General features: G+C 38.4%; 26 protein-coding genes. 18 read left to right on the top strand and 8 right to left on the bottom strand.

Translation table 11 applies throughout. The features are described 5' to 3' along the window. Positions 1 to 143 precede the first annotated feature (143 nt). From EZY12_19300 to EZY12_19290, 3 genes are all read right to left on the bottom strand, one after another. The gene (locus tag EZY12_19300) at positions 144 to 1388 is read right to left on the bottom strand and encodes an inorganic phosphate transporter (protein QSX66895.1); all 1245 of its coding nucleotides are present in this window, start codon (positions 1386 to 1388) and stop codon (positions 144 to 146) included. 868 nt (positions 1389 to 2256) lie between these two features. Further along, positions 2257 to 2490, bottom strand: a complete 234-nt coding sequence (locus EZY12_19295) for a hypothetical protein (GenBank protein ID QSX66894.1) — start codon at positions 2488 to 2490, stop codon at positions 2257 to 2259. 107 nt (positions 2491 to 2597) lie between these two features. Continuing rightward, positions 2598 to 4343 carry an FAD-dependent oxidoreductase gene (locus EZY12_19290; GenBank protein QSX70735.1) on the bottom strand — a complete coding sequence of 582 codons (1746 nt, stop codon included), beginning with the start codon at positions 4341 to 4343 and terminating at the stop codon, positions 2598 to 2600. A gap of 149 nt (positions 4344 to 4492) precedes the next feature. Between EZY12_19290 and EZY12_19285 the strand changes: the two genes are divergently transcribed. The 7 genes from EZY12_19285 to EZY12_19255 all read left to right on the top strand — a co-directional run bounded on the left by EZY12_19285 (position 4493) and on the right by EZY12_19255 (position 7376). Beyond that, positions 4493 to 5347, top strand: coding sequence for a DUF2887 domain-containing protein (locus tag EZY12_19285; GenBank protein ID QSX66893.1), 855 nt, complete (start codon positions 4493 to 4495; stop codon positions 5345 to 5347). A gap of 205 nt (positions 5348 to 5552) precedes the next feature. Then, positions 5553 to 5726 carry a hypothetical protein gene (locus tag EZY12_19280; GenBank protein QSX66892.1) on the top strand — a complete coding sequence of 58 codons (174 nt, stop codon included), beginning with the start codon at positions 5553 to 5555 and terminating at the stop codon, positions 5724 to 5726. A gap of 344 nt (positions 5727 to 6070) precedes the next feature. Continuing rightward, complete coding sequence (locus EZY12_19275) at positions 6071 to 6322, top strand: PIN domain-containing protein (GenBank protein ID QSX66891.1); 252 nt, start codon at positions 6071 to 6073, stop codon at positions 6320 to 6322. Next, entirely contained in the window at positions 6309 to 6518 is a 210-nt protein-coding gene (locus tag EZY12_19270) for a hypothetical protein (GenBank protein ID QSX66890.1), read from the top strand. Before EZY12_19275 ends, EZY12_19270 begins: the two co-directional genes overlap by 14 nt. A gap of 15 nt (positions 6519 to 6533) precedes the next feature. Then, complete coding sequence (locus EZY12_19265; protein ID QSX66889.1) at positions 6534 to 6677, top strand: hypothetical protein; 144 nt, start codon at positions 6534 to 6536, stop codon at positions 6675 to 6677. A 73-nt stretch (positions 6678 to 6750) separates the two neighbouring features. Continuing rightward, positions 6751 to 6966 (top strand): hypothetical protein, encoded by a 216-nt coding sequence (locus EZY12_19260; protein ID QSX70734.1) that lies wholly within the window; start codon positions 6751 to 6753, stop codon positions 6964 to 6966. Positions 6967 to 6968: 2 nt separating this feature from the next. After that, on the top strand, positions 6969 to 7376 hold the full coding sequence (locus tag EZY12_19255) for a type II toxin-antitoxin system VapC family toxin (GenBank protein QSX66888.1): 408 nt from the start codon (positions 6969 to 6971) through the stop codon (positions 7374 to 7376). A gap of 15 nt (positions 7377 to 7391) precedes the next feature. Here EZY12_19255 and EZY12_19250 read toward each other — a convergent pair whose 3' ends face one another. Beyond that, a complete protein-coding gene (locus tag EZY12_19250; protein ID QSX66887.1) occupies positions 7392 to 7670 on the bottom strand; it encodes a BrnA antitoxin family protein in 279 nt (92 codons plus the stop codon). A 134-nt stretch (positions 7671 to 7804) separates the two neighbouring features. Then, positions 7805 to 10915, bottom strand: a complete 3111-nt coding sequence (locus tag EZY12_19245; GenBank protein ID QSX66886.1) for an alpha-mannosidase — start codon at positions 10913 to 10915, stop codon at positions 7805 to 7807. Between the two features lie 100 nt (positions 10916 to 11015). On the opposite strand from EZY12_19245, the gene EZY12_19240 reads away from it, so the two are divergent. Beyond that, positions 11016 to 12356 (top strand): hypothetical protein, encoded by a 1341-nt coding sequence (locus tag EZY12_19240; GenBank protein ID QSX66885.1) that lies wholly within the window; start codon positions 11016 to 11018, stop codon positions 12354 to 12356. Positions 12357 to 12783: 427 nt separating this feature from the next. Here EZY12_19240 and xth read toward each other — a convergent pair whose 3' ends face one another. Beyond that, a complete protein-coding gene (gene xth, locus EZY12_19235) occupies positions 12784 to 13566 on the bottom strand; it encodes an exodeoxyribonuclease III (GenBank protein ID QSX66884.1) in 783 nt (260 codons plus the stop codon). Positions 13567 to 13917: 351 nt separating this feature from the next. Between xth and EZY12_19230 the strand changes: the two genes are divergently transcribed. The 4 genes from EZY12_19230 to EZY12_19215 all read left to right on the top strand — a co-directional run bounded on the left by EZY12_19230 (position 13918) and on the right by EZY12_19215 (position 16702). Next, positions 13918 to 14064, top strand: coding sequence for a hypothetical protein (locus tag EZY12_19230; protein QSX66883.1), 147 nt, complete (start codon positions 13918 to 13920; stop codon positions 14062 to 14064). Further along, positions 14048 to 14245 (top strand): hypothetical protein, encoded by a 198-nt coding sequence (locus EZY12_19225; protein ID QSX66882.1) that lies wholly within the window; start codon positions 14048 to 14050, stop codon positions 14243 to 14245. Before EZY12_19230 ends, EZY12_19225 begins: the two co-directional genes overlap by 17 nt. Positions 14246 to 14907: 662 nt before the next feature. Then, the gene (locus tag EZY12_19220; protein ID QSX66881.1) at positions 14908 to 15930 is read left to right on the top strand and encodes an alcohol dehydrogenase catalytic domain-containing protein; all 1023 of its coding nucleotides are present in this window, start codon (positions 14908 to 14910) and stop codon (positions 15928 to 15930) included. A gap of 160 nt (positions 15931 to 16090) precedes the next feature. Further along, positions 16091 to 16702 (top strand): hypothetical protein, encoded by a 612-nt coding sequence (locus EZY12_19215; GenBank protein QSX66880.1) that lies wholly within the window; start codon positions 16091 to 16093, stop codon positions 16700 to 16702. A gap of 1 nt (position 16703) precedes the next feature. On the opposite strand, the gene EZY12_19210 is transcribed toward EZY12_19215, so the two are convergent. Further along, positions 16704 to 17045: a Dethiobiotin synthetase gene (locus tag EZY12_19210; protein QSX66879.1), complete on the bottom strand. Its 342-nt coding sequence runs from the start codon at positions 17043 to 17045 to the stop codon at positions 16704 to 16706. A gap of 184 nt (positions 17046 to 17229) precedes the next feature. Between EZY12_19210 and EZY12_19205 the strand changes: the two genes are divergently transcribed. Beyond that, positions 17230 to 17418 carry a hypothetical protein gene (locus EZY12_19205; protein ID QSX66878.1) on the top strand — a complete coding sequence of 63 codons (189 nt, stop codon included), beginning with the start codon at positions 17230 to 17232 and terminating at the stop codon, positions 17416 to 17418. 22 nt (positions 17419 to 17440) lie between these two features. On the opposite strand, the gene EZY12_19200 is transcribed toward EZY12_19205, so the two are convergent. Then, positions 17441 to 17941, bottom strand: a complete 501-nt coding sequence (locus tag EZY12_19200; GenBank protein QSX66877.1) for an acyl-CoA thioesterase — start codon at positions 17939 to 17941, stop codon at positions 17441 to 17443. 159 nt (positions 17942 to 18100) lie between these two features. Between EZY12_19200 and EZY12_19195 the strand changes: the two genes are divergently transcribed. From EZY12_19195 to EZY12_19175, 5 genes are all read left to right on the top strand, one after another. Continuing rightward, positions 18101 to 19573 (top strand): leucyl aminopeptidase, encoded by a 1473-nt coding sequence (locus EZY12_19195; GenBank protein ID QSX66876.1) that lies wholly within the window; start codon positions 18101 to 18103, stop codon positions 19571 to 19573. A 313-nt stretch (positions 19574 to 19886) separates the two neighbouring features. Further along, complete coding sequence (plsX, locus tag EZY12_19190) at positions 19887 to 20912, top strand: phosphate acyltransferase PlsX (GenBank protein ID QSX66875.1); 1026 nt, start codon at positions 19887 to 19889, stop codon at positions 20910 to 20912. Between the two features lie 221 nt (positions 20913 to 21133). After that, on the top strand, positions 21134 to 22135 hold the full coding sequence (locus tag EZY12_19185; protein QSX66874.1) for a ketoacyl-ACP synthase III: 1002 nt from the start codon (positions 21134 to 21136) through the stop codon (positions 22133 to 22135). A 50-nt stretch (positions 22136 to 22185) separates the two neighbouring features. After that, complete coding sequence (gene fabD / locus EZY12_19180) at positions 22186 to 23067, top strand: ACP S-malonyltransferase (GenBank protein ID QSX66873.1); 882 nt, start codon at positions 22186 to 22188, stop codon at positions 23065 to 23067. 536 nt (positions 23068 to 23603) lie between these two features. After that, entirely contained in the window at positions 23604 to 24704 is a 1101-nt protein-coding gene (locus EZY12_19175; protein QSX66872.1) for a fatty acid desaturase, read from the top strand. Positions 24705 to 25080 lie beyond the last annotated feature (376 nt).

Here is a 25080-nt window from a genome sequence, read left to right as displayed (position 1 = left end):
GGAAACTCAGTCCCTTTAGGGCTGGGTTACTGACAATTAGAGACTATCAAATTATGTCTCTCCTAATAGATCATTGTAGTTAATGAGCAGAAATTATGCAAAAATCCTCTCCGCGGGGAGAAGATGTTATAAACCTCGGAAATTTAGTGCCAAAAAGTTGCCATAATCTTGAAAATAGCGGCACTGAGGGCGGCGCTGATAGGGACTGTAATTAACCAGGCAGCGGCGATATTTTGGATAGTGGAAAATTTTATTGATTTAATATTTTGTTGTACCAGTCCAATACCCACAACTCCACCGACAAGGGCGTGGGAGGTGGAAACGGGTAAACCCAAACGGGAAGCCAGTAAGATTGTGACGGCTGTGGCCAGTTCGGCACAAAATCCGCTGCTAGGTTCTAAGGAAATAATATTTTCGCCAATAGTAGCAATAACTTTTTTACCCCAAACGGCTAAACCGGCCACAATTCCCATAGCACCGAGAACCAGAATCCACAAGGGGATGGTGAGTTCATCACTGGGGACTCTACCTTGTTGATAAATGTAGGAAATTACTGCTAAGGGAGCGATCGCATTACCAACATCATTAGAACCATGAGCAAAAGCGACAAAGCAAGCACTCAAAACTTGAAATTTAGCAAATAAACCTTGAATTTTCGGTTCAATTTGACTATTTGCTAATTGTCGCCAACTGATCAAAGTCAGGCTAATTAAAGCTATCCCACCCGTAAATAAGGTAATGTCGTGAGGCGGAATATTAAATCCCTGTTCAACTAAAAACAGGCTTAGGGGTTGAGTGAGTGTGGGGAGAACAATAATGCCAAATACACTCAATAGTATTGTACTTAACCAGGGAATCCATTCCTGTAAATGGTTTAGAGGATGGGGTTGGTTAAAAATCCAGTGTTGAATTAGACTATAAAATCCAGCGGCGATCGCTCCACTAATTATTGGTGTTAAAATCCAACCAATGGTGATTAAACCAATGGATGACCAATCTATTGCCCCTACTCCTAATGCTACCCAACTAAAGCCAGCGATCGCTCCCACAATGGCGTGAGACGAAGATACAGGTAAACCCCTAGCTGTGGCAATTTGTAGCCATACCCCACCGCTAATGAGTACCGCTATCATCCCCATGACTAAAGCTTGTGGTGTCGTAGCGAATAAAGCCGGATTAACGATTTTTGTGCTAAGAGTAGAAGTTACCTCTTGTCCAAACAAGACAGCCCCAAGAAACTCTAACACCCCAGCAATAATGATTGCTTGTTTGAGGGTGATAGCCTTAGAACCCACAGAAGTTCCCATGGCATTAGCAACATCATTTGCACCCAAATTCCAGGCGACGTAGAAGGCTAAAAAGGCGACTATCGCGGTTTGTATTTCCATAAAACAAATCATTCACACCTATTAACAGGTAAAAATTGTGATGAATGATTTATATTTTCCCTGTTTTTGGCTGTTAGAATTCGAGCGAGTTAGGAAACTCGACAAAATAGTTAACAGAACTTAATTTTATCGGAAAATCGGGTGAAAATCTCGAACAATAATTACTGGGATTTTACTCACAAAACCGTGAGGACAAGCTTGAGAAACTTGATCTATCTATCACTTCAGCTAAATGTCTCTTCTCAAATCCCAACTGATAGCTTTTAACCATATTCCCCAAGGACAACTCCGAGTCATAGATGTTGCTTGTGGTAATGGATAAACACTAAAGTTAATGAGAGAAACTTGATCTAAAGTGATAAGTTGACAAATCCAAATAAAAGTTCTCTTTTCCCTTGATTCCGGTGATTATTCCCACCTGTTAATACCCAAACATTGAACCCCAAAAGCGATTATGAAGGGCGAAGTTAGTACGTGTATTAGTGATTTACTCACCAATACACGCCAAGGTTTGAGTAATTACCGGATGTTTTGATGAAATATTGAACAATTTTCGAGTTTCGAGAGATGAAGTGCCGTAACTGTCTATGTTTTTAGCAGAGAAATTGAAATACTGATAGCTTGCGTAGTGATGCAGGAGCTATACTACTGAGGATAGATATAGTGATGTAACTGTGTATATCTGGTATCAGTCAAAGGAAAATTTTGAACAAGCGAATCAAACAAGTGTAGTGCTGTAACTGTCTATATCGTCTCAATTCAAGAAGCGTTATGCAGGATACGAAAGATCCAATAATCCGGTAATATCATCTCGCTCGTTGCAGGTCTTATCCTCCAACTATTAAATAACAGAACCGACATTGCCAAGTTATCCATCCAAGCCTCTGCGACCACTACCTCGATGAGGATTGGGTTTTTCAGGTTGATTGGGGCTAGGTTTGGAGTTATCAGCGAGGTTAAACCTCTGGTTTACCAAAGGTGAAAGCTGAGAATCCGACTTAGCCATTGATAGAGGGGAAAAACGAGTCTGTACTGCTTCGCAGTTGAAAGCTAAGGAGCCACATACCAGACTCGATACTAAAAGTGAAATGGCAGCACGCATAGTAGATGTCTATTTTAGAACTCTCTACTTCACTAATACTTAACTTTTATATGTCTATCCGGAAAATTCGCAAAAAAGTATTGTATTTTACTGAATAAAAGTTCATTTTATACTTCCTCAAGATGCTCAACAAGTAACCAACTTCCAGACAAATTTGGCCGCCCCCAAATCTTGAGCATTTTTTCTGGGGGAAAAGCTTGTAGTGCTTGATCTATATGCGATCTAAGCGTTACAAGCTGCCAATTTGTCGTAGTTAAATTGGTGTTTTCTGTAATATTAAATTGGTAGTTTTGCCAATCCAGTCGTTGGAATTTGCCTGTAAAGCAGTCGAGGTTTAATTTATGATCTTCCTCCACCGAAATACCAGGGCAGTTACCATCAGCAGGATAAGCTTCTGGATGGTCTAAATAATAAGTTTGCCAGTACAACCAATCGGGATGATTAGTTAATAAGTTAAACAAGGGAACAATTACGCCAGGTGCATAGTCGTCTGTCAATAATGCAGCCTGCAAACTCTTCACTGGTAAATCCCTGGGTTGACATTCTAGCACAATACAAAGACTTGCTGCCATACCTGCCGCTTGTCCGATTCCCATGACTACTGGTTGGAGTCTAGTGGCCCCGTTAGCGATGTGAGAAACGGAAATGTTCTTTTCGCAAACCAGTAAACCATCTGTACTTGCAGGAATCAGAGCGCGATAAGGGATAGTGAAGGGTGTTCCTGTCCATCTTCCACCCCAACGAATAGATTTAGGTTGCAGCGAAAACTCAACACCGGGATAATGATGATCGTTGGCATAGTTACCGACAGCAATAGCATCAAGAAATGGTAATGCGGTATTACTGTTGGCTAAAGGCAAAATATCCTGTTCACAAACGGTAGTTAAGCCTACTAGACGGCGACTTTCCCGATAATAGGGATGGAGGGCAAAAGCGGAGTTAGCACTGGGGAAAAGGTTTTCTGCTAGTCCGTAACGCCTACCCAACTCCGTTTGAATGAAGTGAGCAAAATTCTGACTGTGCCAAAAACATTCTTGCACAAATTCGCGCTTTTTTACATCCGCATCTAGCAACCGATTGGCATTTTGGCAGTAATCGTTGCCCGCAATAGGCCAGTTAATCATAAATTGATTTGCTGGTAAGCGTCCGTAGTTCAAAAACTTTTCTGCACCATAGTTATCCCAAGCTCCTGTAAACTGAGATGGATCGTAGTTAGGGGCGGGGGGAATTACTGGAGCGATATTTTCTCCATAATCTTCCATGACTACTACCCAAGTTGGTGCTTGGACTGGATAGGTTTGGGTAAGAGTGTTAAAATTTGCTGGTGCGCTGGGTTCTCCCCATTCTGACTGCAATTCCCAACCCCAACGGTAAGGTACTTCTCCTAATGCTAATAAGTCTCCTAATTCTGTACCATCAAGAATAATTTTGGCGTTGACGGTGAAATCTGCAAAGCGGACACCTGTAATACAATCTTGGGTTCGCAAAACTGCTAATGGGACTTGTCCCGAAATCCATTGAAGATTAGGTAATTCTCGCACCCAATCGGCAAATATTTCTGCACCTATTCGTGGATTATAACTGAAAAAGCTGACCCAACTGTTATCTAATCCCCCTGGTTGTCTACGTTGCAATTCTTGTAAAAAAGCTCCCCATAAACCTGTTTGCAATGCTTGTAATTCGTTTCCGTCTGGTGCTGATACGCCGGCAGAGGTTAACATTCCCCCTAACCAGGAAAATTCACTGACTAAGATTGTGTTTACTCCTCGTCGTGCTGCTTGGATAGCGGCCGCTGTTCCACCGGTTCCTCCACCGACGACTAGGACATCTGTTGTATAGGTTTGATTCATAATATTAAGTAAATTGGTTATGGGGTATGAGGAGACATTTATCACAGATCATCCTCTTGTGACTCAGTAGTAATGCTCGCTTTACTGGTTGGTAGTAATTTAACTTGTACAGTTGATATATTCAAGATATTTAAGGATAAATAAAATCTACCATGCGTCGAGACACCCTTTTTTATCAGCTATTTAAACAATTTCCCGGTTTAATCTTTGAACTGGTAGATCAAAAACCACCAGAAGCAGCAGAATATCAATTTGATTCTATAGAAGTCAAAGAGACAGCATTTAGAATTGATGGAGTATTTTTACCACCTGATCATGCTAATCCCAAAATAGCATTTTTTGCTGAAGTACAATTTCAAGAAGATAAAGATTTGTATCATCGGTTCTTCACTGAAATCATGACTTTTCTCTATCGTCATAAAGTTAGGTATGACAACTGGTTTGGAGTCATAATTTTTCCATCACGTAGTTTAGAACCATCTAATTACCTCATTCATGATATATTGGTAGATAGTTACAAAGTCAAGAGAATATATCTTGATGAATTAGGAAATTTAGAAGACCAATCTTTAGGAATAGGGTTAATGTTACTAACCAATACTCCTGAAAATAAAGCCAAAGAAGCCGCTAAAACTTTACTAAAAAAAGCCCAAAATACGGAGGTAGACAACGTAGAAAAACAAGCCATAATAGATTTAGTTACGAAAATAATGACTTACAAATTCAACAAATTAACTAGAGAGGAAGTAGAAGCCATGTTATTAGGACCAATTACAGAAGAACCCAGAGCCGTTAGAGACTGGAAAGAACTGGGAGCAAAAACAGAAGCGGTATCACTGGTTATACGACTATTAAACCGTCGCTTTGGTAAAGTTCCTGATGTTTTATTATCAAAAGTTGAGCAGTTTTCTATAGGAAAGATAGAAACATTAGCTGAAGATTTATTAGATTTTTCTGTGTTGCAAGATTTAGAAAATTGGTTGCAACAAAATCAATCTCATCAATAAAAAATAACCTCTCCCTAACCCTCTCCTAAGAGGAGAGGGAACAGGAAAATTCAAAGCCTCTCTCCTTGTAGGAGAGAGGTTTGGAGAGAGGTAAAATTATCAAACACCAGGAGTATCATCTATGAAATTATACAAATTATCCCATTTATTATTCTTTATAGCCAATAGCCAGGGAATAAATTCCCTGTCTGAAAGCTAAAGTCGGTTGAAACCGACTGAATGGAAGAATTTTTTAGTCCGTTTTAACGGACTTCTGCTATATAAATCAGGAGATAAAGCTGGTGCGATTAAAGATTTAGAAACTGCTAAACAACTATTTCAACAACAAGGTAATACACAAAATGCTCAAAAAGTACAAAAAATATTGAATAAATTGTAGCTACCATTATCTTTATTTTACCTTCTATCCTCTACCCATACATTAACCAACCCTAATCAAAAACAATCAAACTAACACCACAACGACTAGCTGCTGCTGCTAACCGAGAATCAAGAGTTGGTAAAGTTATCTGTTAGCTTCCACACCCGCCCAGAAATGAATTATGGCTTACGCCACGCTTCGCTATCAGGGCTAATAACCAAAGTTTACTAAAGTAAAGTATAGATTGATGGGTATTTTTAGTCATCTTTAGATGACTTTTGCTATTAGACTGGGAATTCATTCCCAGGCGGGTTATCGGGTTTACCAATAATTCATTCCCAGGCAGATTATCGGTTTTGGGTATGGTGAGTTTGTGTAAAATAAAAGTACCTCCAAAAACTGAAATAGCAGAACAAGCTCTTTTGTTCCAGCAGTTAGTTAATCTATCCAGCAAAGATGCTCTACACTTAGCTTGTGCGGTTTCTATTCAAGCCGATTTTTTCTTAACTTGTGATGATAGTCTCAGGAAACAAGCTCAGAAATTAGAGTTAGAAATAGCCATCATGAACCCAATTGATTATATTAGGAATAACGAAAACTATGGAAATCAATAATATCATGGATGATACAGAAATTAAAATCAAAGGCATCAAAGCACTATATGAATCTCTTGGTTCAGCAGCAGCTATGCGTTTTTTGACGTTGCTACACAAAACTCCTACTGATTATGTAGAAATCTCAAAAACGATATATCAAGATCAAAGTATTGAGGAAATTTTCGCTAGAGCAAAACAAAATTGGCAAGATTAATTATATCAACAAGCAATGGATAAACTAGAACAATATCGGAATATTATCAAAAAAATATTGACTATCATTCCCATCAAAAAACGTAAGTATCATTTTCCTACCTTTAAACTGGATGTCAAAGAAGAATATTTAGACAGAGAAAAGATTTATGAACAATGATTTATTATCAGAGTATAATTTTGATTATACTAAAGCTCGTCCTAATCGTTTTACCACTACTTCAGAAAAATCTATGTTACAAACCATTCCAGGAATCTATAAAAACGGCAAAATAGAACTTTCAAAAACACCCCAGGGAATTACAGAAAGCAGTGTTTTTGTGACATTCTTACCCACCAAACCCACCACTTGGCCAGAAATAATTATTAACCATGAAGGTATAGCAGAAAATATCATCTTTGAATCTTATCGAGATGAATTATTAGCACCTCAAGAAATAGAATTATAACTATGGGTTATCTACTGGATACTTGCGTAGTTAGTGATTTTGTCAAGGGAGAACAAAATACATTAAAGCAACTCAAATCAATTTCTCCTACTGATATTTTTATTTCATCTTTAACCGTGATGGAAGTAAAATATGGATTAGCAATTAATCCTCAAAAAGCCATTAAAATTCAGCCGTTAATTGAACCATTTTTAACTTCAATTACAATCTTACCTTTTAACTCACAAGAAGCAGAAAAAGCGGCAGAAATTAGAGGTATTCTGAAAATTGCAGGTTCTCTTATTGGTGCTTATGATGTACTCATTGCAGCAACCACATTAAGCCATAATTACATTATTGTTACATCCAATGTTAGAGAATTTCAAAGAGTACCTAATTTACAAATAGAGAATTGGCGACGTTGTGAATAATTGTCTCTGAATAGATTAGGATTGGTGTGTTTGCATATAATCTCTCAATAAAGCATTGATTTGATTTTGATAAGATTCTCCCTGAGATTTAAACCACTCAATCACATCTACATCAATATTCAACATTACTGATTCTTTAGTTTGTATAGATTTTGTCCGACGATGGACAGTTGCTTTGGCAAATTGAGAGGGGGTAATCTCTGGACAGTCAGAAAAATCAATATCTTCATCTTCCATTGTCTCTAATCTTTGCCAATCAGTTAGCGATTTGTTCAAAATAGGTTCGTTGTTCATATAAAGTATAATAGAATAGTCTTTGATTAGTTTATTAAGCAATATAAAAGAATATATAGCAATCCTAAATGAATTATGAACACAAAGATCCCCGACTTCTTCAAGAAGTCGGGGATCTGAATCTTCCAGCAAAATTAAACTATGTTGACTACAGCTTTAAATGTGGTAATTTTCCAAGGTTGAATATTTTCCTCTGATTTAATACAATTCTCTAATAAATCAACAGGTTCTCCTAAACTTAAAACCTCACTTTTTAAAGATAAATCTGCTGTTTTTCCATGACATTCATAAAAGCGAATTATAAACTTTTCCAGATCATCTTCACTAGGTTTAAATGCCATTAAAATCAAATTATCTGCTGATAAATCTAGAAAACTTTGATTTTGATAACCATGCAAATTAGATTGATAATTTGCTGGGTTTACTAATACTTGAAGTGGCACATTTAACTCATAACCACGTTTCACAGTTTCTGCTTCTTCCCAACTGCCCAAATGAGGGTATAAACTATAAGTAAATTCGTGTATTCCTCTATCAGCTTGAGAGTCTGGCCAGTTGGAACTTCTGAGTAAAGTTAACCGCAGTTGACTAGATTGAGCATCATAACCATATTTGCAATCATTAAGGAGACTAACTCCGTATTTTCCGATTTCTGTATCTGTGGTTAAATCTGCCCAACGTAAAGCGGGGACTTCCCATTTTGCCTGTTCTGCGGGGGTTTGGGGGTTTATAGTCCGACGAATAGCACCACAGGGAATTTCATAAGTGGCAAATTCGGCTTGGAGATTGAGAGGAAAGGCTGTTTTAACTAATACCTGATTTTCTTGCCAATTTACAGTATTAGCTATTTGCAAAAGTCGTGAACCAAGTTCTAAAATGTAATCTTGACAGAATTCCGATTTCCCTAGTTGACGCACTACTCGCAAACGTTGGTGAATTTCTCCATATTCTGTCCATTGAATTGATTTTAATTTGGTTGCAGGTAGGGGTTTTGTATTATAATTAGGATCAATGTTCCAAGCGTCCCAATATTGGCCGCTGTCGGTAAAAGCTTGAAGTTGATTTCCCGCACCATTGATAATTTCCCGTTGTTGGATTTTGTCAAAGACGCTGGTTAAATCTCCGGTTTCGGGGTTAACTTGAATTTGTAGATATTCATTTTCTAAAATCCAGTTTGTAGGAAAGATTTTTGGTTGGGGAGAAACTGGAGAAAGCCAGAAAATACTGTAACCTATAGATGGAACTGTTGCGAAAAATAATAAAGTTGAATTTTCGCAGCTTTGAGATAAAATTTCTTTTCCTTCAATATCTAAAACTTTCCAGTCTGGGGAAATGGTGATAATTTTCCCTAAGTCAACACTAACGACTTGGGAACGTTCCCAGTTGAGAGAGTTAAAAATTATGACGGGAATACTTTCAGAATTGGGAGGTTGTGGTATATTGATTTTGGAAGTGATTCCTATTAATGACTCCTCTAGTATTTTTCTTCCCATTTTTTCCACTGCTTCCCATTCAGGTATTGCGTCTTCATAAACTTGGGTAATGGAAGAACCAGGTAAAATATCGTGAAACTGGTTAAATAAAACTTTTTTCCACGCGGTTTCTATTTCCGTTTTCGGAAATTTTGCACCACAAAGGATATTTGCTAAAGTTGCGAATAACTCAGCACTATATAATAGATGTTCAGATTGACGATTCCAGCGTTTTTGATCTGCGTGGGTAGTATAACATCCTCTGTGAAATTCTAAATAAAGTTCGTTTTCCCAAACTGGTAAATTTTGACTTTCAGATTTTATGAATTGAAGATATTTTTCAGAAGTTGTGAATTGTAACTTGGGGAAAATTGGGGAATGTTCCCAACGTCGTGCGGTTTCTAGCATATCACGAGTTGGACCACCACCATGATCACCTACTCCGGGAAGCCAAAGAGAATTTTGTAAACCTGTTTGAGTTTTCCACTCACAAGCATACTCGACCATTTTAACCGGTGCGATGGTTTCGCCGATAGGTGCGGACATGAAACTTAATGTTTGACTACCATCAGGCGATCGCCACCAAAATAAGCCATAATCAAATTTAGTTGTATCATTCCAGCGGAGTTTTTGGGTGACAAAGAACTCAATTCCTGCGGTTGCAAAAAATTGGGGTAACGTCGCACAAAAACCAAAGGTATCGGGAACCCAAACTACAGAAGATATTTTTCCAAACTTCTGGAGAAAATACCGCTGTCCATATAATAACTGACGAACTATAGACTCACCAGCAATTAAATTCAAATCTGGTTCTACCCAAAAACCTCCGAAAACTTCCCATTTTCCCGCTATAACTTGAGTCTGAATTTCTCGAAACAAGTCGGGACGGTTTTCTTCAACCCAAGTATACAACGCTGGTGTTGTATGAGAGAAAATTAATTCGGGAAAATCCTGCTGGAGTTTTAAAACCGACTCAAAAGTATTTTGTGCTGCTTTCCAAGTTTCCTCGACAGGCCATAACCATGCTAAATCTAAATGAGCATGACCTAATAAATATATATTTAATTTTTCTTTGCTGATAAATTCAGATAAACCTAAATAAGTTTCTCGTAAATTAACCAGATAAGTTTTCCAGTCTTGATTTTCTGCGTCTTGACGATTTGTGAGTTTTTCAACTTCCGCAGCTAAATCAGTAAGTTTTTCTGGTGCGGAATTTTCAAGAAGTATCTCTACAACTGCTAATTCATCAGCAATAAAACCAGCATCAGGATTATTGTAATCTGTTGACTCGTAAATTGCAAGCGATCGCATTAATGCCCCGTTGTCATGTCCCGGACTCACTAAGCGCAGAGCTATGGTAAACTCTTCTCCAGGAGTTACACTGGGACTGAGTAATACTCGCGGTGAAGAATCAAACAAATCACCAGTTAATACTAGCTTACCATTAACATATACTTCTGCCGCATCAGCCCACCACACCAAAGCCAAGCGCAAAGACAAACCCGTTAATGGAAAGTTATATAAATTCTGGGGAACAGAAAATTTTTGCACTAACCATAATACCTGTTTTCCCCCTTTCCAGGAAATATGGGCTTTTTCATTTAGCTCAACAGGTTGCCAATCAGTTAAACTAAATGGGATAAAATCAGTAACTACCCCGTCATTTTCTTGATACCTCCAGCTTGACTGGATATCAACTTGACAACAAGAACGTAAATTTTCAATTGCGGCGGATATAGATTTGGTATTTAATGAGGATACAGGAAGATTCATATTTCTAATAAAATAATATAAGTAATTGATATTGACGAAAATTAACAACTTGCTGGGAGTTTCATAACCTCACCCTACAACTTACACATAATTACCTACCATGTCTTCCGATTCTTCAAATCGCTATCAAAGCAAACTCTTTAACTTTGTCTACCAGCATACTCGGCGGTTGACACAAAAATGGGAAAGTACAGTCAAAAACTTACAAGTTGCAACTCAGGTAGGTGTAGGTTATCTACTCTATCCACTTTACCAATTATTGCAACAAAATGAAACAGGAAAACAATTACAGTCAGCAAATCCTCCAGCTAGTGACGCACCAATTCAAAATATATTAGATATAGTCAAAAATCTTCCTCCTGGAGATGGTGATTTACCAAAGTCCCAAAAAACAAATCCTTTGGCATTTTTAGGATCTTTGTGGGAGAAAGTTTTTCCCAAGCAAAATTCTCCAACTTCGGAAAATACACTCCAACAACATATACCAACAGTACAGGGAATTGCCGTAGAATTGCAAACCCGTAATTTGGTATTAGTGAGTGCGGATAATCGGATTTTTGATGTTTTCACACCTGGGCAAAATGTGAAATTAGCAGATAGAATTAATAGTGAAATTAGTGAATATCGGTATTCTTTACAATTAATTGCTCACCAGCAAAAAGAATTATTACCAAAAATTGATCAACTTCTAAATAAGTTAACTGATGAAGATTCTATAATAGCACAAAAATCTCTCCTAAATCCCATCAAATTTTTTGGATTTCTGGATCAATTAGTTGCTAATTTAGAAACTACAGCATTAGTACCTGTACAAAAACGCAGTCAGGAAATTATTCACAATTTAACTGTAAATAATGATAGTTTGCAACTTCAGAAACCTCAAATCTCTGATTTAATAGCAGCCGCGATAAATTACTTTTTTGGAGGAAGAAATAATTATCAAATTGGTGCAAATTCTTCTACTGAGAAAATAGCTACCAAACCTGATTATCAACCAATTTTAACTCCAAATAATCAGTTAAATAAGAGTGATGTTGTCGGAGATCCTTGGTTAACGTGGACTGATTTATTTGGAGAAATAAAAAAGAATATTGATCAAATAGAACCTGTATTTACAAGTATACCAGAAAAATTAGTTGATGATGGTGATGTTAATAATTTTCAACCACCTCAACCAAAATGGGACTTATTAAATAATCGCAGTAAAACAGATAAAAAAGTACCTAAATCTGAAAATGAGCAATTTCCCGAAAAAGGTAATAAAACCAGCCAGGAATTTAATTTTAAACCAGACTGGATTGATATTTCTGCCACATCATTAGGCTATGAAAAACACCCATTAGAACAAATACTTGAATGGTTAGATCAGGCTATATTATGGATAGAACAGATATTCACCAATATGATTTATTTCTTCAGAGGTTTATTGTTGGGTAGATAATTAACAAAAGTCAGGAATTGAGAAGAAAGAAAGAGTCACATTTAGAGGTTGTTTGAAAACTTTTTTCTGTGAGATCTGACACCCATAGATCCCCCTAAATCCCCCTTAAAAAGGGGGACTTTGAGGAATTTAGCCCCCCTTTTTAAGGCTACGGTGTACACACATCTCTAGACAGGATGCTAAACGTTATCCGATCCCCCTAAATCCCCCTTAAAAAGGGGGACTTTGAAGAATTTAGCCCCCCTTTTTAAGGGGGGTTGGGGGGATCTAAACGTTGTGGGGCAACTCTAGAAGACTTGTGTGTACACCGTAGCTTTTTAAGGGGGGTTGGGGGGATCTCGATTAATTCTGATACTTTTCAAACATCCTATTATCCGCGTTTATCTGCATTTATCTGCGTTTAATTATTCCGTAGTGGAGTTGGGATTTAAAATTCCACAATGACTGGAGTATGATCACTTGGTTGAACTAACTTCCGAGGTTCAACATCAATAGTGCAACTTTGGGCGCGTTCATACAAACTTGGTGTAAGATAATGATGATCTATACGCCAACCTAGATTACGCTTAAAAGCAGCGGTGCGATAATCCCACCAACTATAATTTTCTCCTTCGCTGTTAAATTTACGAAAAGCATCTGCAAAACCTAAACTGAGGATATCTCGTAAAGCTTGACGTTCTAAAACAGATGCCATAATGTGATTGTCTATCTTTACCTGATCATTAATATCTATATCTTCTAAAGCAATATTAAAATCACCACACATAGAAATAGCCGAATTTGATAATAGTAAAGTCTGTAAATATTCCTTGAGGATTTTTAACCAGCCTAACTTATATTCATACTTTTCGCTGCCGATAGATGAACCATTGGGAACATAAAGATTCACAATTCTTACTCCCTCAATTACACCTGAAATTACTCGTTTTTGTGCATCCCATTCTGATTCTATCTCCGGTAAAATATTACCAAAACCTACACTTACATCTGTTAAGGGTTGACGACTAATTAAAGCTACACCATTATAAGATTTTTGCCCGGAAATATACAGATAATAGCCTAAATTTTCAAACGCGATAAGGGGAAAGTCCTGATCTATGACTTTAGTCTCTTGTAAACACAAAACATCAACAGGATTTTCTGTTAACCAATTGATAACCTGTTCTAAACGAGTTCTTACAGAATTGACATTCCAAGTAGCAATTTTCATTAGTTAATAAATTGAGAAGGATAGTAAAATAATGTTAAATTAATTGTCTCAGAAAATTGGATCTTTATGATCCCTAAGATAGATGAATAAGGTCTATACTGGTTTATAGTTTAATAATGTTCTCCTAATTGTTCATGGGTTTAATAAAAAATATGAATTTGCAGAAACATCTGAGCAGCCAGTTAATTTAGCATTTATTGATAGTTTTTCATCAGAAATTTCTCCAAATTGGAGAATTGCGAATGGGGGGAATAAAAGACTGCAAAAGTGAACGGCATTACAGCGGTTCTTGATTGAGTGAGGTACATGAACCCCACCCCCAATCCCTTCTCCGCTCTTCGAGAGGGGACTATGATGTACTTCATAACAGCAGAAAGTGCTGTAAATCAAGATAAAAGTATAAGTTTGAATTGTTTAATGGTAATGCCTAGATTAATTTTAACATTACCTGGAGCTAATTTTTTAAAAGGAGGACATCGGTATGAGTATTATAGTTAACACCTGCCCCTGCTGTGGTGGTTCGATTTTGCGTCATGTCCGTCATCATGAGGTTTATTGGTTTTGTCTTTCCTGTAGACAGGAAGTACCAGTTTTAACTGTAAATGGTGTATCTAAGCCACTATCCAAGTTAGAAACTCGTAATCAAGAAGTTTTACCTCAAACTGCTTTGAGTTCTTAATTAGTACACTGCGGCGTAAATAAACCAACCATTTAAAATAGATGAAAAGCCTATTCTATTTCATCAGACTTTTAACTTCCGTCGTGCGGTACTAGTAACTTCGTTCCTACAAATTTATCTGTCCAGTTTTTAACAAAATTTAGGTAAATAGATGGGCTGAAATAAATATAAAATAATATTTTCGACTATGGGGGTCAAGAATCCTACCCCACAAGAACATTATACTTATTGTCTCACAAGGGTAGGTATTTTACATTGTCTTGAGGACAAGACTTGGGAAGGCAGACAAGGTCACAAGGGAGGAAAACCGGACAAGAAAGGGATGATTGGTCATAAAATAACCCATAAATCGAGTATTTTGTGGATAAAATCCTCCTTGTTTACTATCCCTCCTTGTCTTCCTGGTCTTGCTTTTACAGAGAATATTAAAAACCTACACCTGTCAGATACTTATTGTGGGGTGGGCATCTTGCCTGCCCATGTTATATTTAATTATGCCTACTTACTTAGAATCAGGTATTGCTAATTTTAAATACAAAGTATCCGCTGCTGCCACTCAAGACGGTACAAAAACGTGTTGAATTGATGCGAATATTGTGGTATAAACCATACTTATGGGCGCATACCCTACGCTCCTACTTCTTATTTATAGGTGAAAAAATTTGTTAGCAGCACTACTCTACGGACAAGAGGATTTACGCCTAGAACAAGTTCCTGACCCTACTCCCCAAGCCGGAGAGGTGGTGATTCAGGTGGAAGCAGCCACTACGTGCGGTACAGATTTAAAGGTATGGCGACGGGGTGGCCATGCTAAAATGTTGACACCACCGACATTATTTGGTCATGAAGGTGCAGGACGGATTGTTGCTGTCGGCGCTGGGGTGACGAATTGGCAGGTGGGAGAACGAGTGGTAGCAAATAATTCTGCTCCCTGTATGAAATGTTTCTTTTGTCAACGCCAAGAATATTCTTTATGTCCTCATTTAACTTGGAACAATGGTACATTTGCGGAATATATCCGAATTCCTGCTCCCATTGTTGGGCATAATTTATTACAAGTTCCCGATCATTTGCCCTTAGTATTAGCAGCGATGACTGAACCGCTGGCTTGTGTATTACATGGTATCAGTCGTTCCGGTGTTAAACCCCATGACCGAGTAGTTGTTTTAGGTGATGGGGCGATTGGGTTGATGTTTGTCGCGGTTTTAGCAGCATATACTCAAGTAATATTGTGGGGTGGTAATGACCAACGGTTAGAAATTGGTAAAAAGCTAGGTGCAGCACAGACTTTCAATTATCATCAAGTTACGGATATTGCCAACACAGTCAAAGAATTAACCGACGGCTGGGGTGCAGATGTGGTTATAGAGGCTACAGGTGTACCGAGTGTATGGGAAATAGCGATCGCTTGCGGTCGTCCTGGTGCAACTATCAATTTATTTGGTGGTTGTCCAAAAGATACCACAATTGCCGTTAATACCGAAAAATTGCATTATAGTGAACTTACTCTCAAAGGCGTATTTCACAATACACCAGAATATGTCAAAGCAGCTTTATCGCTGATTGCTAGTGGAAAAATTCCTTTTGACTTACTCATTAGTGAACATAGACCTTTACAGGATCTAGAACAGGTATTCATGGATATGAAGGCACGGAAAGTTATCAAAGTAGCGATGTATAACTAATTCAAGTTGCGAGTTATTAATTTTCCGAGATTTTTGAGTTTGTAGAGTGCGTGTAGTAGTTAAGGCGGTTAAACTGTTGTTTGAACAACTGGTTTTGCCCTTGAAAACTTCTAGAGTGAAAATTCTAACCCTTAACTAACTGGCAACTTACGTTAAAAAAATGCTCAAACAATCTTTACTAAAATTATTGATTTTACCTTCTTTTCTAATACCTTGGCTGTCAATAGAAATACTGCTAAATTCTCCCGTAAAAGCCTTACCTGGAGAAAGTACAGAAGATGTAACCTCCTGGATTCAAGCACATCCAACTCTACAGCCAAGACAGGGAGAACGATTATTTATAAGTAAAAGTGATACAGCGGCTCAAAGATTCACCTTCCAAGCCTCTGTATTACCTCCCGGTAGAGTCATATTTACCAAAGATCATGCTACAATCCGCACTGAGCGCATGACTATGTTCGATGCTGTTAATGGCATCACGTTACAACGTTTAGAAGAATCTTTGCGAGTAATTTATAATTTAGATGTGTATCAAGATTATAATGAGGCTCAAATTGTCTATCAATATCCTAATCAGAGTGATATTAATACATCCAGATTGGCAAAAACACCGATTCGGGAAGCCTTAAAGGGAGAATTGCGAGTGGGAGATCGTTATGCTTATTGGGTAGAAATTGCCAAACCCAGAGAAGGAAAAGCTATTACTGGTAATATCACGGTCTTACTCAAGGCCGATTTAGGTAAATTAGAAACAGAATTAAGAACCCGCTAATTTATAAAGTTTGCCACGTTCCAGAAAAAATACTTTCAGCCGCCAAGGAAATCCGGACTAAATCTTCATTAAGCAGAGGTGGCCAGTCCACACCTGCTTTTCGTCCTGCTGCAAAAAATCTTTGCGCCTTTATGGCTAACTGATATAACGCAAAAGCCAGTTCTCTATCTAAGTTAGGTGCTGTTTTCAAGGCTTCAAATACTACTTTTAAAGCTAACAGGGTGGAAGTAACTTGACCAGGAATAGGAGGTTTACCTTGTTGTAAGCGACTTAACAGAGTACCTGGATTATCTAGGGTTGCGGTCTGGTCTATGAGTAGTTTCCGGGCTATTTCGTAGTTCATGCTTCTAGCTAGTTTCCGTACTGTGCAAAAGTTACACTTTATTAATATATTAGAAGCATCTAGCCCAGGAAGGTTGCAATTTTTCCGAAAAATGGGTAATAGGTAACAGTAAAGAGTTTATTATCCTGATTTTGCTGTTTAATTTGGGAAAAAACCCAGTACCAATTCCTTATTCTCTATTTCTATGATTATTACCTTAATAGTAGCTTGGATAGTTTTTGTCATTCTCTGGAAATTAATCAAAACCACCATTAAAACCGCTATGATATCTGCTGCCATCGTAATTTTATTATACTTTGGCTTCGGTATTACTCCCCAAGATATTTGGCATCAATTTGCTCAAACTTTTTCCCAAACACCAGCAAAGAAGTAAGAATTAAAAAACCAATTACCAATTACCCAATCTTCCCAAATCCGGAAATCTTCGCTAAAGCATCTTGAACCGCAGGTGGTAACTGACGCATAATTTTCCCCTTTTCCCGATCTAAAGCCACTAAGGTGACTTGAGCAGTAATATATAAATCCTGATGATCAAGAGAAATAATTTTATAATCCCAGTTCATTCGGACTCCTGTTACTTCAGCCATGCGTGTTCTTACTAGGACTGCCATCCCTAACTGCACTGACCGATGATAACGGATTGATAACTCCACAACGGGTAGATCACAGCCTAAAGCCACTAAATCAGCAAAATCAATGCCAATAGAACGCAAGCATTCTACCCGTGCTTCCTCCATCCAAGTTAAATAAGTGCCATGCCAAACAATACCCGCATAGTCTGTATGGTGAGGTTGCGCTCTAACTGGATATTCAAACCAATTTTCAAATGCAACATTAGTTACACTCTCAATGGCGCTGGTTGGTGGTAGTTGGGGTTGATTTGTATCTTTAGACATATTAATAATTTTGTAAAAAACCAATAAAACTTTGTAAATTGGACATTTATCACCTATTTCTGATTTTACCAGATTTTCAAGATGTTGCGTGAAACGTCCATGATTCCGAAAATTTGAGCAATACTGGTACATGAAGACAGATAAACAGAACTTACAAAAATGACGATTCAACCTACAAATACAACATTATTAGATTGGACTGGTGATACTTTAGCTGTTGGCCTGTTTGAAGACGCAGGAGAATTAACTGGTGATTTAGCTGGATTAGATGATAAATGTGCGGGAATTATCCAAGAAATAATTGCCGAAGAAGAATTTAAAGGTAAGGCAAATAGCACCATTGTCATTCGGTTAGGCGCTACTCATTCTGTGCGGAAGGTGATTTTGGTGGGTTTAGGTAAACCAGAGGCGCTGAAATTAGAAACTTTACGTCGGGTTGCGGCTACTGTCGCGCGAACTGCTAAAAAGCAAAAAACCAAGACTCTGGGAATTAGTTTACCACTGTGGAATAATGATCCAGCTACTACAGCCCAAGCTTTGACTGAAGGCATAGAATTAGCACTTTACCAAGATAATCGCTTTAAATCTGAGATTGAAGATAAAAATCCCCCCATTGAAACCATTGATTTACTCGGTTTAGCTGGACAAGAAGCCGCTATTACCCGCGCTAATCAAATTGTTGCTGGTGTGATTTTGGCGAGACAGTTAGTAGCAGCCCCAGCTAACTCTGTGACATCTATCACTATGGCAGAAACTGCCCAAGCGATCGCTCACGAACACGGTTTAGAACTGGAAATTTTGGAACAGGCAGAATGTGAAAAACTAGGCATGGGGGCATTTTTAGGAGTTGCTCAAGCTTCTGATTTACCACCGAAATTCATTCACCTCATCTATAAACCAGCCACCACACCTAGACGGAAACTAGCAATTATTGGTAAAGGTGTCACCTTTGATTCCGGTGGTTTGAACATTAAAGGTGCTGGTAGTGGTATTGAAACCATGAAAATGGATATGGGTGGTGCGGCCGCAACTTTGGGTGCAGCCAAAGCCATTGGACAATTAAAACCAGATGTGGAAGTTCACTTTATCTCCGCCGTTACTGAAAACATGATTAGCGGTAAGGCTATGCACCCTGGAGACATCTTGACCGCATCAAATGGCAAAACAATCGAAGTTAACAATACCGATGCTGAAGGGCGGTTAACCTTGGCTGATGCCTTGGTTTATGCTGATAAATTGGGTGTAGATGCGATCGTTGATTTAGCTACCCTGACAGGTGCTTGTGTGGTAGCTTTGGGTGAAGATATCGCTGGTTTATTTACACCAGATGATGCTGTAGCTTCCCAATTACAAACAGCCGCAGACAGCACCGGCGAGAAAATTTGGCGGATGCCTATGGAAGATAAATACTTTGAAGGACTGAAATCTGGTATCGCCGATATGAAAAATACAGGACCTCGTTATGGCGGTTCTATTACTGCGGCTTTGTTCCTCAAACAGTTTGTTAAGGATACCCCTTGGGCGCATTTAGATATTGCCGGTCCGGTATGGGCTGACAAGGAAAATGGCTACAACGGTGCGGGTGCAACCGGCTTTGGTGTGAGAACACTGGTTAGCTGGGTTTTGAGTTAATTTAATTTCACCTCAACAGGGCGGGGTTTCCTCGCCCTTTGTCTATATAGTTCCTATATAAATACTAATAAGCGGATTTTACGAAAAGTTTATTGACAATTTTCCTCGTATATAACGATGGAAATCAACCAACCATTAAAAATATCTAAAAAGCCTGTATAGTCTGCTTTTTTAATTTTTAATTTTTAATTTTTAATTCCCCCTGCGGTACTAGTTTTAAAAAAAGTGGATTTTCTTATGCTTTTTTAAGAATTTTGAATTTTTAAGTATTGCAATCTGATAAAATTTGTAAGGTTTCTATAAGCTCTGAGCAATGGGATCGACTGGTGTAAGGATCGCAATTGACGCAATGGGGGGAGATCATGCACCCGCTGAAATCGTCGCCGGCGCACTGCGGGCGCGAGAAGAATTGGGTGTAAAAATATTATTGGTTGGAGATCCCCAACAAATTGAGGCTGTAATGCCGCCAAAAACGACTATGGCGGACTTGGAGATTGTTCCTGCGGAGGAAGTGATCACTATGGATGACGAGCCTCTCAACGCAGTTAGACGCAAGCGAAAATCTTCCATCAACATAGCGATGGATTTAGTCAAAAATAAACAGGCCGATGCTGTATTTTCGGCTGGACACTCTGGGGCAGCCATGGCCTCAGCATTGCTGCGCTTAGGAAGATTACCGGGAATAGACCGCCCAGCAATTGGCACAGTATTCCCCACCATCAAAGCAGGTAAGCCAGTAATGATACTGGATGTTGGTGCTAATGTAGACTGTCGCCCTAAATTTTTAGAGCAGTTTGCAGTGATGGGTTCAATTTACAGTCAGTATGTTTTGGGAACAGAAAATCCCAAAATAGGTTTATTGAATATTGGCGAAGAAGATACTAAAGGTAACGAAGTAGTTCTCCGCGCCCACCAATTGTTACGGGAAAATACTCAAATTAATTTTACTGGTAATGCTGAAGGGCGTGATGTATTATCCGGTGAATTTGATGTGATTGTTTGCGACGGCTTTGTGGGTAATATTTTATTAAAATTTGCCGAAGCAGTTGGAGGAGTAATTCTGCAAATTCTGCGAGAGGAATTACCCCAAGGAATACACGGTCAAATCGGTACAGCGATTTTAAAACCTAACCTGAAGCGCGTCAAACAGCGGATGGATCACGCTGAACATGGAGGGGCTTTGCTTTTAGGTGTCAGTGGCATTTGTTTTATTGGTCATGGTAGTTCCCAAGCACCATCTATTTTCAGTGCCATTCGTATGGCTAAAGAAGCAGTAGATAATCAGGTGTTAGCAAGACTCCAATCCCAATATCAAATTCTCCAGGAAGAAAGCAGTTAGTCTGCTCTTTTCCCGGTCGATATCTAACGCTATCAGCTATTTGTCACTTGTCATCCAATTTTAGATTGCGGGTTTTAGATTCATAACTACTGTTGATAAATCTAAAATCCCTAATCTTAAATCTAAAATTGGGATTGTCATTGGTACTCGTTATTAATGCTTACAAACAAGACAACTGACAATTAAAAAATGACAACTGACAATTTGAGGAGAAAAAATAAGTGCAAAATTTTTTTAACAGTGGTATCGCAATTACAGGCAGTGGTTCAGCCGTCCCAGCAACTTGTTTACATAACCAAGAGTTAACTCAATTGGTAGAAACATCGGATGAGTGGATTGCCTCCAGAACAGGAATTCGCCAAAGACGGTTAGCACTGCCCCCTGACTCACTGGCATCATTAGCTACTGCTGCGAGTAAAAAGGCCATTGATGCCGCAGGTATCACAGCAGCAGACATAGACTTAATTTTACTGGCTACCTCTACCCCTGATGATCTTTTTGGAACTGCTTGCCGCGTTCAAAATGAATTAGGCGCTATCAAAGCAGTCGCCTTTGACTTAACTGCCGCCTGTTCTGGCTTTGTCTTTGGTCTAGTCACAGCCGCACAATACATTAGAACAGGTGTTTATCAGAATGTACTCTTAATTGGGGCTGATATCCTCTCTCGCTGGGTAGATTGGCAGGATAGACGCAGTTGTGTGTTATTTGGTGATGGGGCTGGAGCAGTAGTATTACAAGCCAATAAAAGCGATCGCCTCTTAGGATTTTGCCTCAAAAGCGATGGTTCTCAAAATAATTGTCTCAACCTAGCTTATAACGCCTCTACAGAAGAACTGACACCAGATATTCATGTATCTACAGGCAAATACCACCCAATTACCATGAATGGTAAAGAAGTCTACCGCTTTGCTGTGCAAAAAGTCCCAGAAGTGATAGACAAAGCCCTGTTTGCAGCTAATCTCAAAGTTGAAAATATAGATTGGTTAGTATTACATCAAGCAAATCAAAGGATTATCAATTCTGTTGCTGAACGCTTAGAGATTCCCGAACATAAAGTTATCAGCAATGTTGCTAACTATGGTAACACCTCCGCCGCATCTATTCCCCTGGCATTAGATGAAGCAGTGCGAGCCGGAAAAATTAAACCCAATGATATTATTGCCACATCTGGTTTTGGTGCTGGACTTTCCTGGGGTGCAGCAATTTTTAAATGGGGAAGATAGACAATTAAAAATTAGAAACCTAATTACAACTGACAACTGACTAATAACAAATGACAAAAACTGCATGGGTGTTTCCCGGACAAGGTTCTCAAGTGCTGGGAATGGGAATAGACTTGTTAAATCTACCATCTGCCAAAGAAAAATTTATTCAAGCTGAGGCAATTTTGGGCTGGTCTGTGATAGATGTCTGTCAAAGTAATATTGATACCTTATCACGGACACTTTATACACAACCGAGTTTATATGTAATCGAAAGTATTATTGCTGATATTTTACGGGAAAAAGGACAGCAACCAGACTTAGTTGCAGGTCATAGTTTAGGCGAATATATAGCCCTTTATGTGGCTGGTGTCTTTGAATGGTCTGCGGGATTACACTTAGTAAAACGGCGGGCGGAACTCATGGATAGTGCTGCTGGTGGGATGATGGCCGCATTAATGAACTTTGATCGAGAAGAGTTAGAAAAAGTTATTAGTGAAACACCTGATGTAGTTTTAGCAAATGATAACAGTGCTGCCCAAGTTGTAATTTCTGGAACTCCAGATGCTGTACAGGCTGTAATGTCCCAAGTCAAAGCCAAAAGAGCTATTCCCTTAAAGGTTTCCGGAGCATTTCATTCTCATTTAATGAAAGCAGCCGCAACCGAATTTCAAGAAGTTCTAGATTCAGTTATTTTTGGGGCAGCAAATATTCCAGTTTTATCTAATGTAGATCCAATTCCCGCAGTGGCAGCGGAAACTTTAAAACAGCGCCTTTCTCAACAGATGACTGGTTCTGTGCGCTGGCGAGAAATTTGTTTGCAATTAGCAGAAAATGGCATGGAGAAAGTTGTGGAAATTGGTCCTGGTAACGTCTTAACTGGGTTAATTAAACGGACTGCTCCCAGTTTAATTTCACAAAACATTCGTAATGCTGCTGAGTTACCTGAATGAATAGGTAATGGGAGCAAATTAATTCCAAATTAAATAAGTCCTTATATAGATGATATTGGCAACATAAACTTTCTATGATGTCTATTTTCGTTGTCTAAAGATTTATCAAACAGAATTCAGGAGTCACAGAGTCAGAATTCAGTTGGGTATTCTGTGCGAGTGGCGGATGAATAACCGGCGTTTTTGCACCCCCACCAAATCGCAGATTTGGTGGTCTTTAATCAGTCGCAGGTCTGAATCCTCGACTGATTGATTCTGGCTACTGACTCGGTGACTCCTTCTTCATTTGGTGAAATCTAAGTAGGTAAACAGAAAAATTTAAAGGGATGTAACGGTATGTAAAGTTGTCTCAATGCGATATTTTGATTGAGTTTCAGCCATTTTACAAACCGCAATACCCCTCATTTTTATTTTGTTCACCTACTTATTAATTTACAAAGGTTTAACTACAAATAACGCCAAAAGTTAACCTAACACTTACTTGAAATTGCTCATAATTCGGCGTAATAGCCCTGCAAGGAAAACTACAAAGATTCATGAATACACTTAAAAAAAAAACTTGGATGACGCAAGCAGAATATGCAAAAAAGCTGCGTCCTTTACTGCCAACTGAAGCATTTTTACCTGATATTAATAAACTCTGGATTCTTCTAATTAATCTAGCAATTATGATTTTGGGTTGGGGAATTGCTAGTCATCTTGATGAGTGGAATTGGTATTTTCTCTGGCTCTATTTACCATTAGCATTGGTGATGGGTAATAGTGTGATTGCTCTCCTGTTTAGCACCCACAATTTCCTCCACAGCCGCACAATTACAAGTCCCTGGTTAAGACAAATAATTAGTTTATTGGGACTGACAATGTTATGGATGCCACCAACTTTATGGAAGGCAATACACAATCGAGAACATCACAATAAAACAAATTCCTTAGAAGATCCAGATCGCAATTATTTAGATAGTCAACCTAAAAATTGGGGAAAATGGATTCAGAATGCTTTTGTGCCGTCGGCTGAGGTAAATCCGCTGTTATTGTTCATAGGTATGGGTCATGCTTGGGGAGTTCACGCATTTCGTAATATAACCTCAGTTTTATTATTCAATAATAGTAAAGCCGAATATCCTGTGGTGGCTTTTACAGTTAGTGGTAAAGAACGACGAGCGATCGCTATAGAATTATTAATGATGATAGGAATACATGGGAGCATCTTAACTTACCTGGAATTCCATCCCATTAAACTGTTTCTTAGCTACTTCTTACCAATTTGGATAGGCTATGCAGGGCTGATGTTTTATATCTATACGAATCATATGTTATGTCGAATGACAAGTGTAAATGATCCTCTGATCAATAGTCTCTCAATTCGAGTTCCTAAACTATTTGATCTATTACATTTAAATTTTTCATATCATACTGAACATCACATTTTTCCCGGCATCAATTCAGATTATGCTCCAATGGTGCAAGAACTATTACAAACACATTATCCTGAACGGTTAAACTTATTGAATGCTGGTAAAGCATGGGAATTGATGATGCAAACACCCAGACATTATAAAGATGATAATACCTTCACAGACTGGTCTGGGAATAAATCAGTAGACTGTCCAATCTTAGCCATAAATCATCTTCAATAGAAATCCGGTGATAAATAATGTAGGTTCTACCGCTCCCTTTATGATTTTTTCAAAAAAATATGGCGGAAACCCTTATCCTCATTAGGTTTGAGGCTTTAATATTATTGAAAATAGGCGATAGCGAAGCGCTCCGAAGGAATCGCTTATTAATTTAGATCAAACCCATGTACACAAATGGTTTTGGATATATCAAAAGGATGTTTGATCATAAGGGGAACGGTAGAACCATAATGTAGAGACTTTCCATATAACGTCTCTACAATCTTTACTAAAGATGTCTATTGATTGATACATCTTCATCTGTGTTTATCTGCGTTTATCTGCGTACCCTTCGGGAAGCAAGCTACAATTATGCTTGATATTTTATTATTTTAGT

This window comes from Dolichospermum sp. DET69, assembly GCA_017355425.1.
Classification (GTDB): Bacteria; Cyanobacteriota; Cyanobacteriia; order Cyanobacteriales; family Nostocaceae; genus Dolichospermum.
The sequence above is the reverse complement of the archived record's forward strand: the minus strand, read 5'-3'. Positions and strand labels throughout refer to the sequence as shown.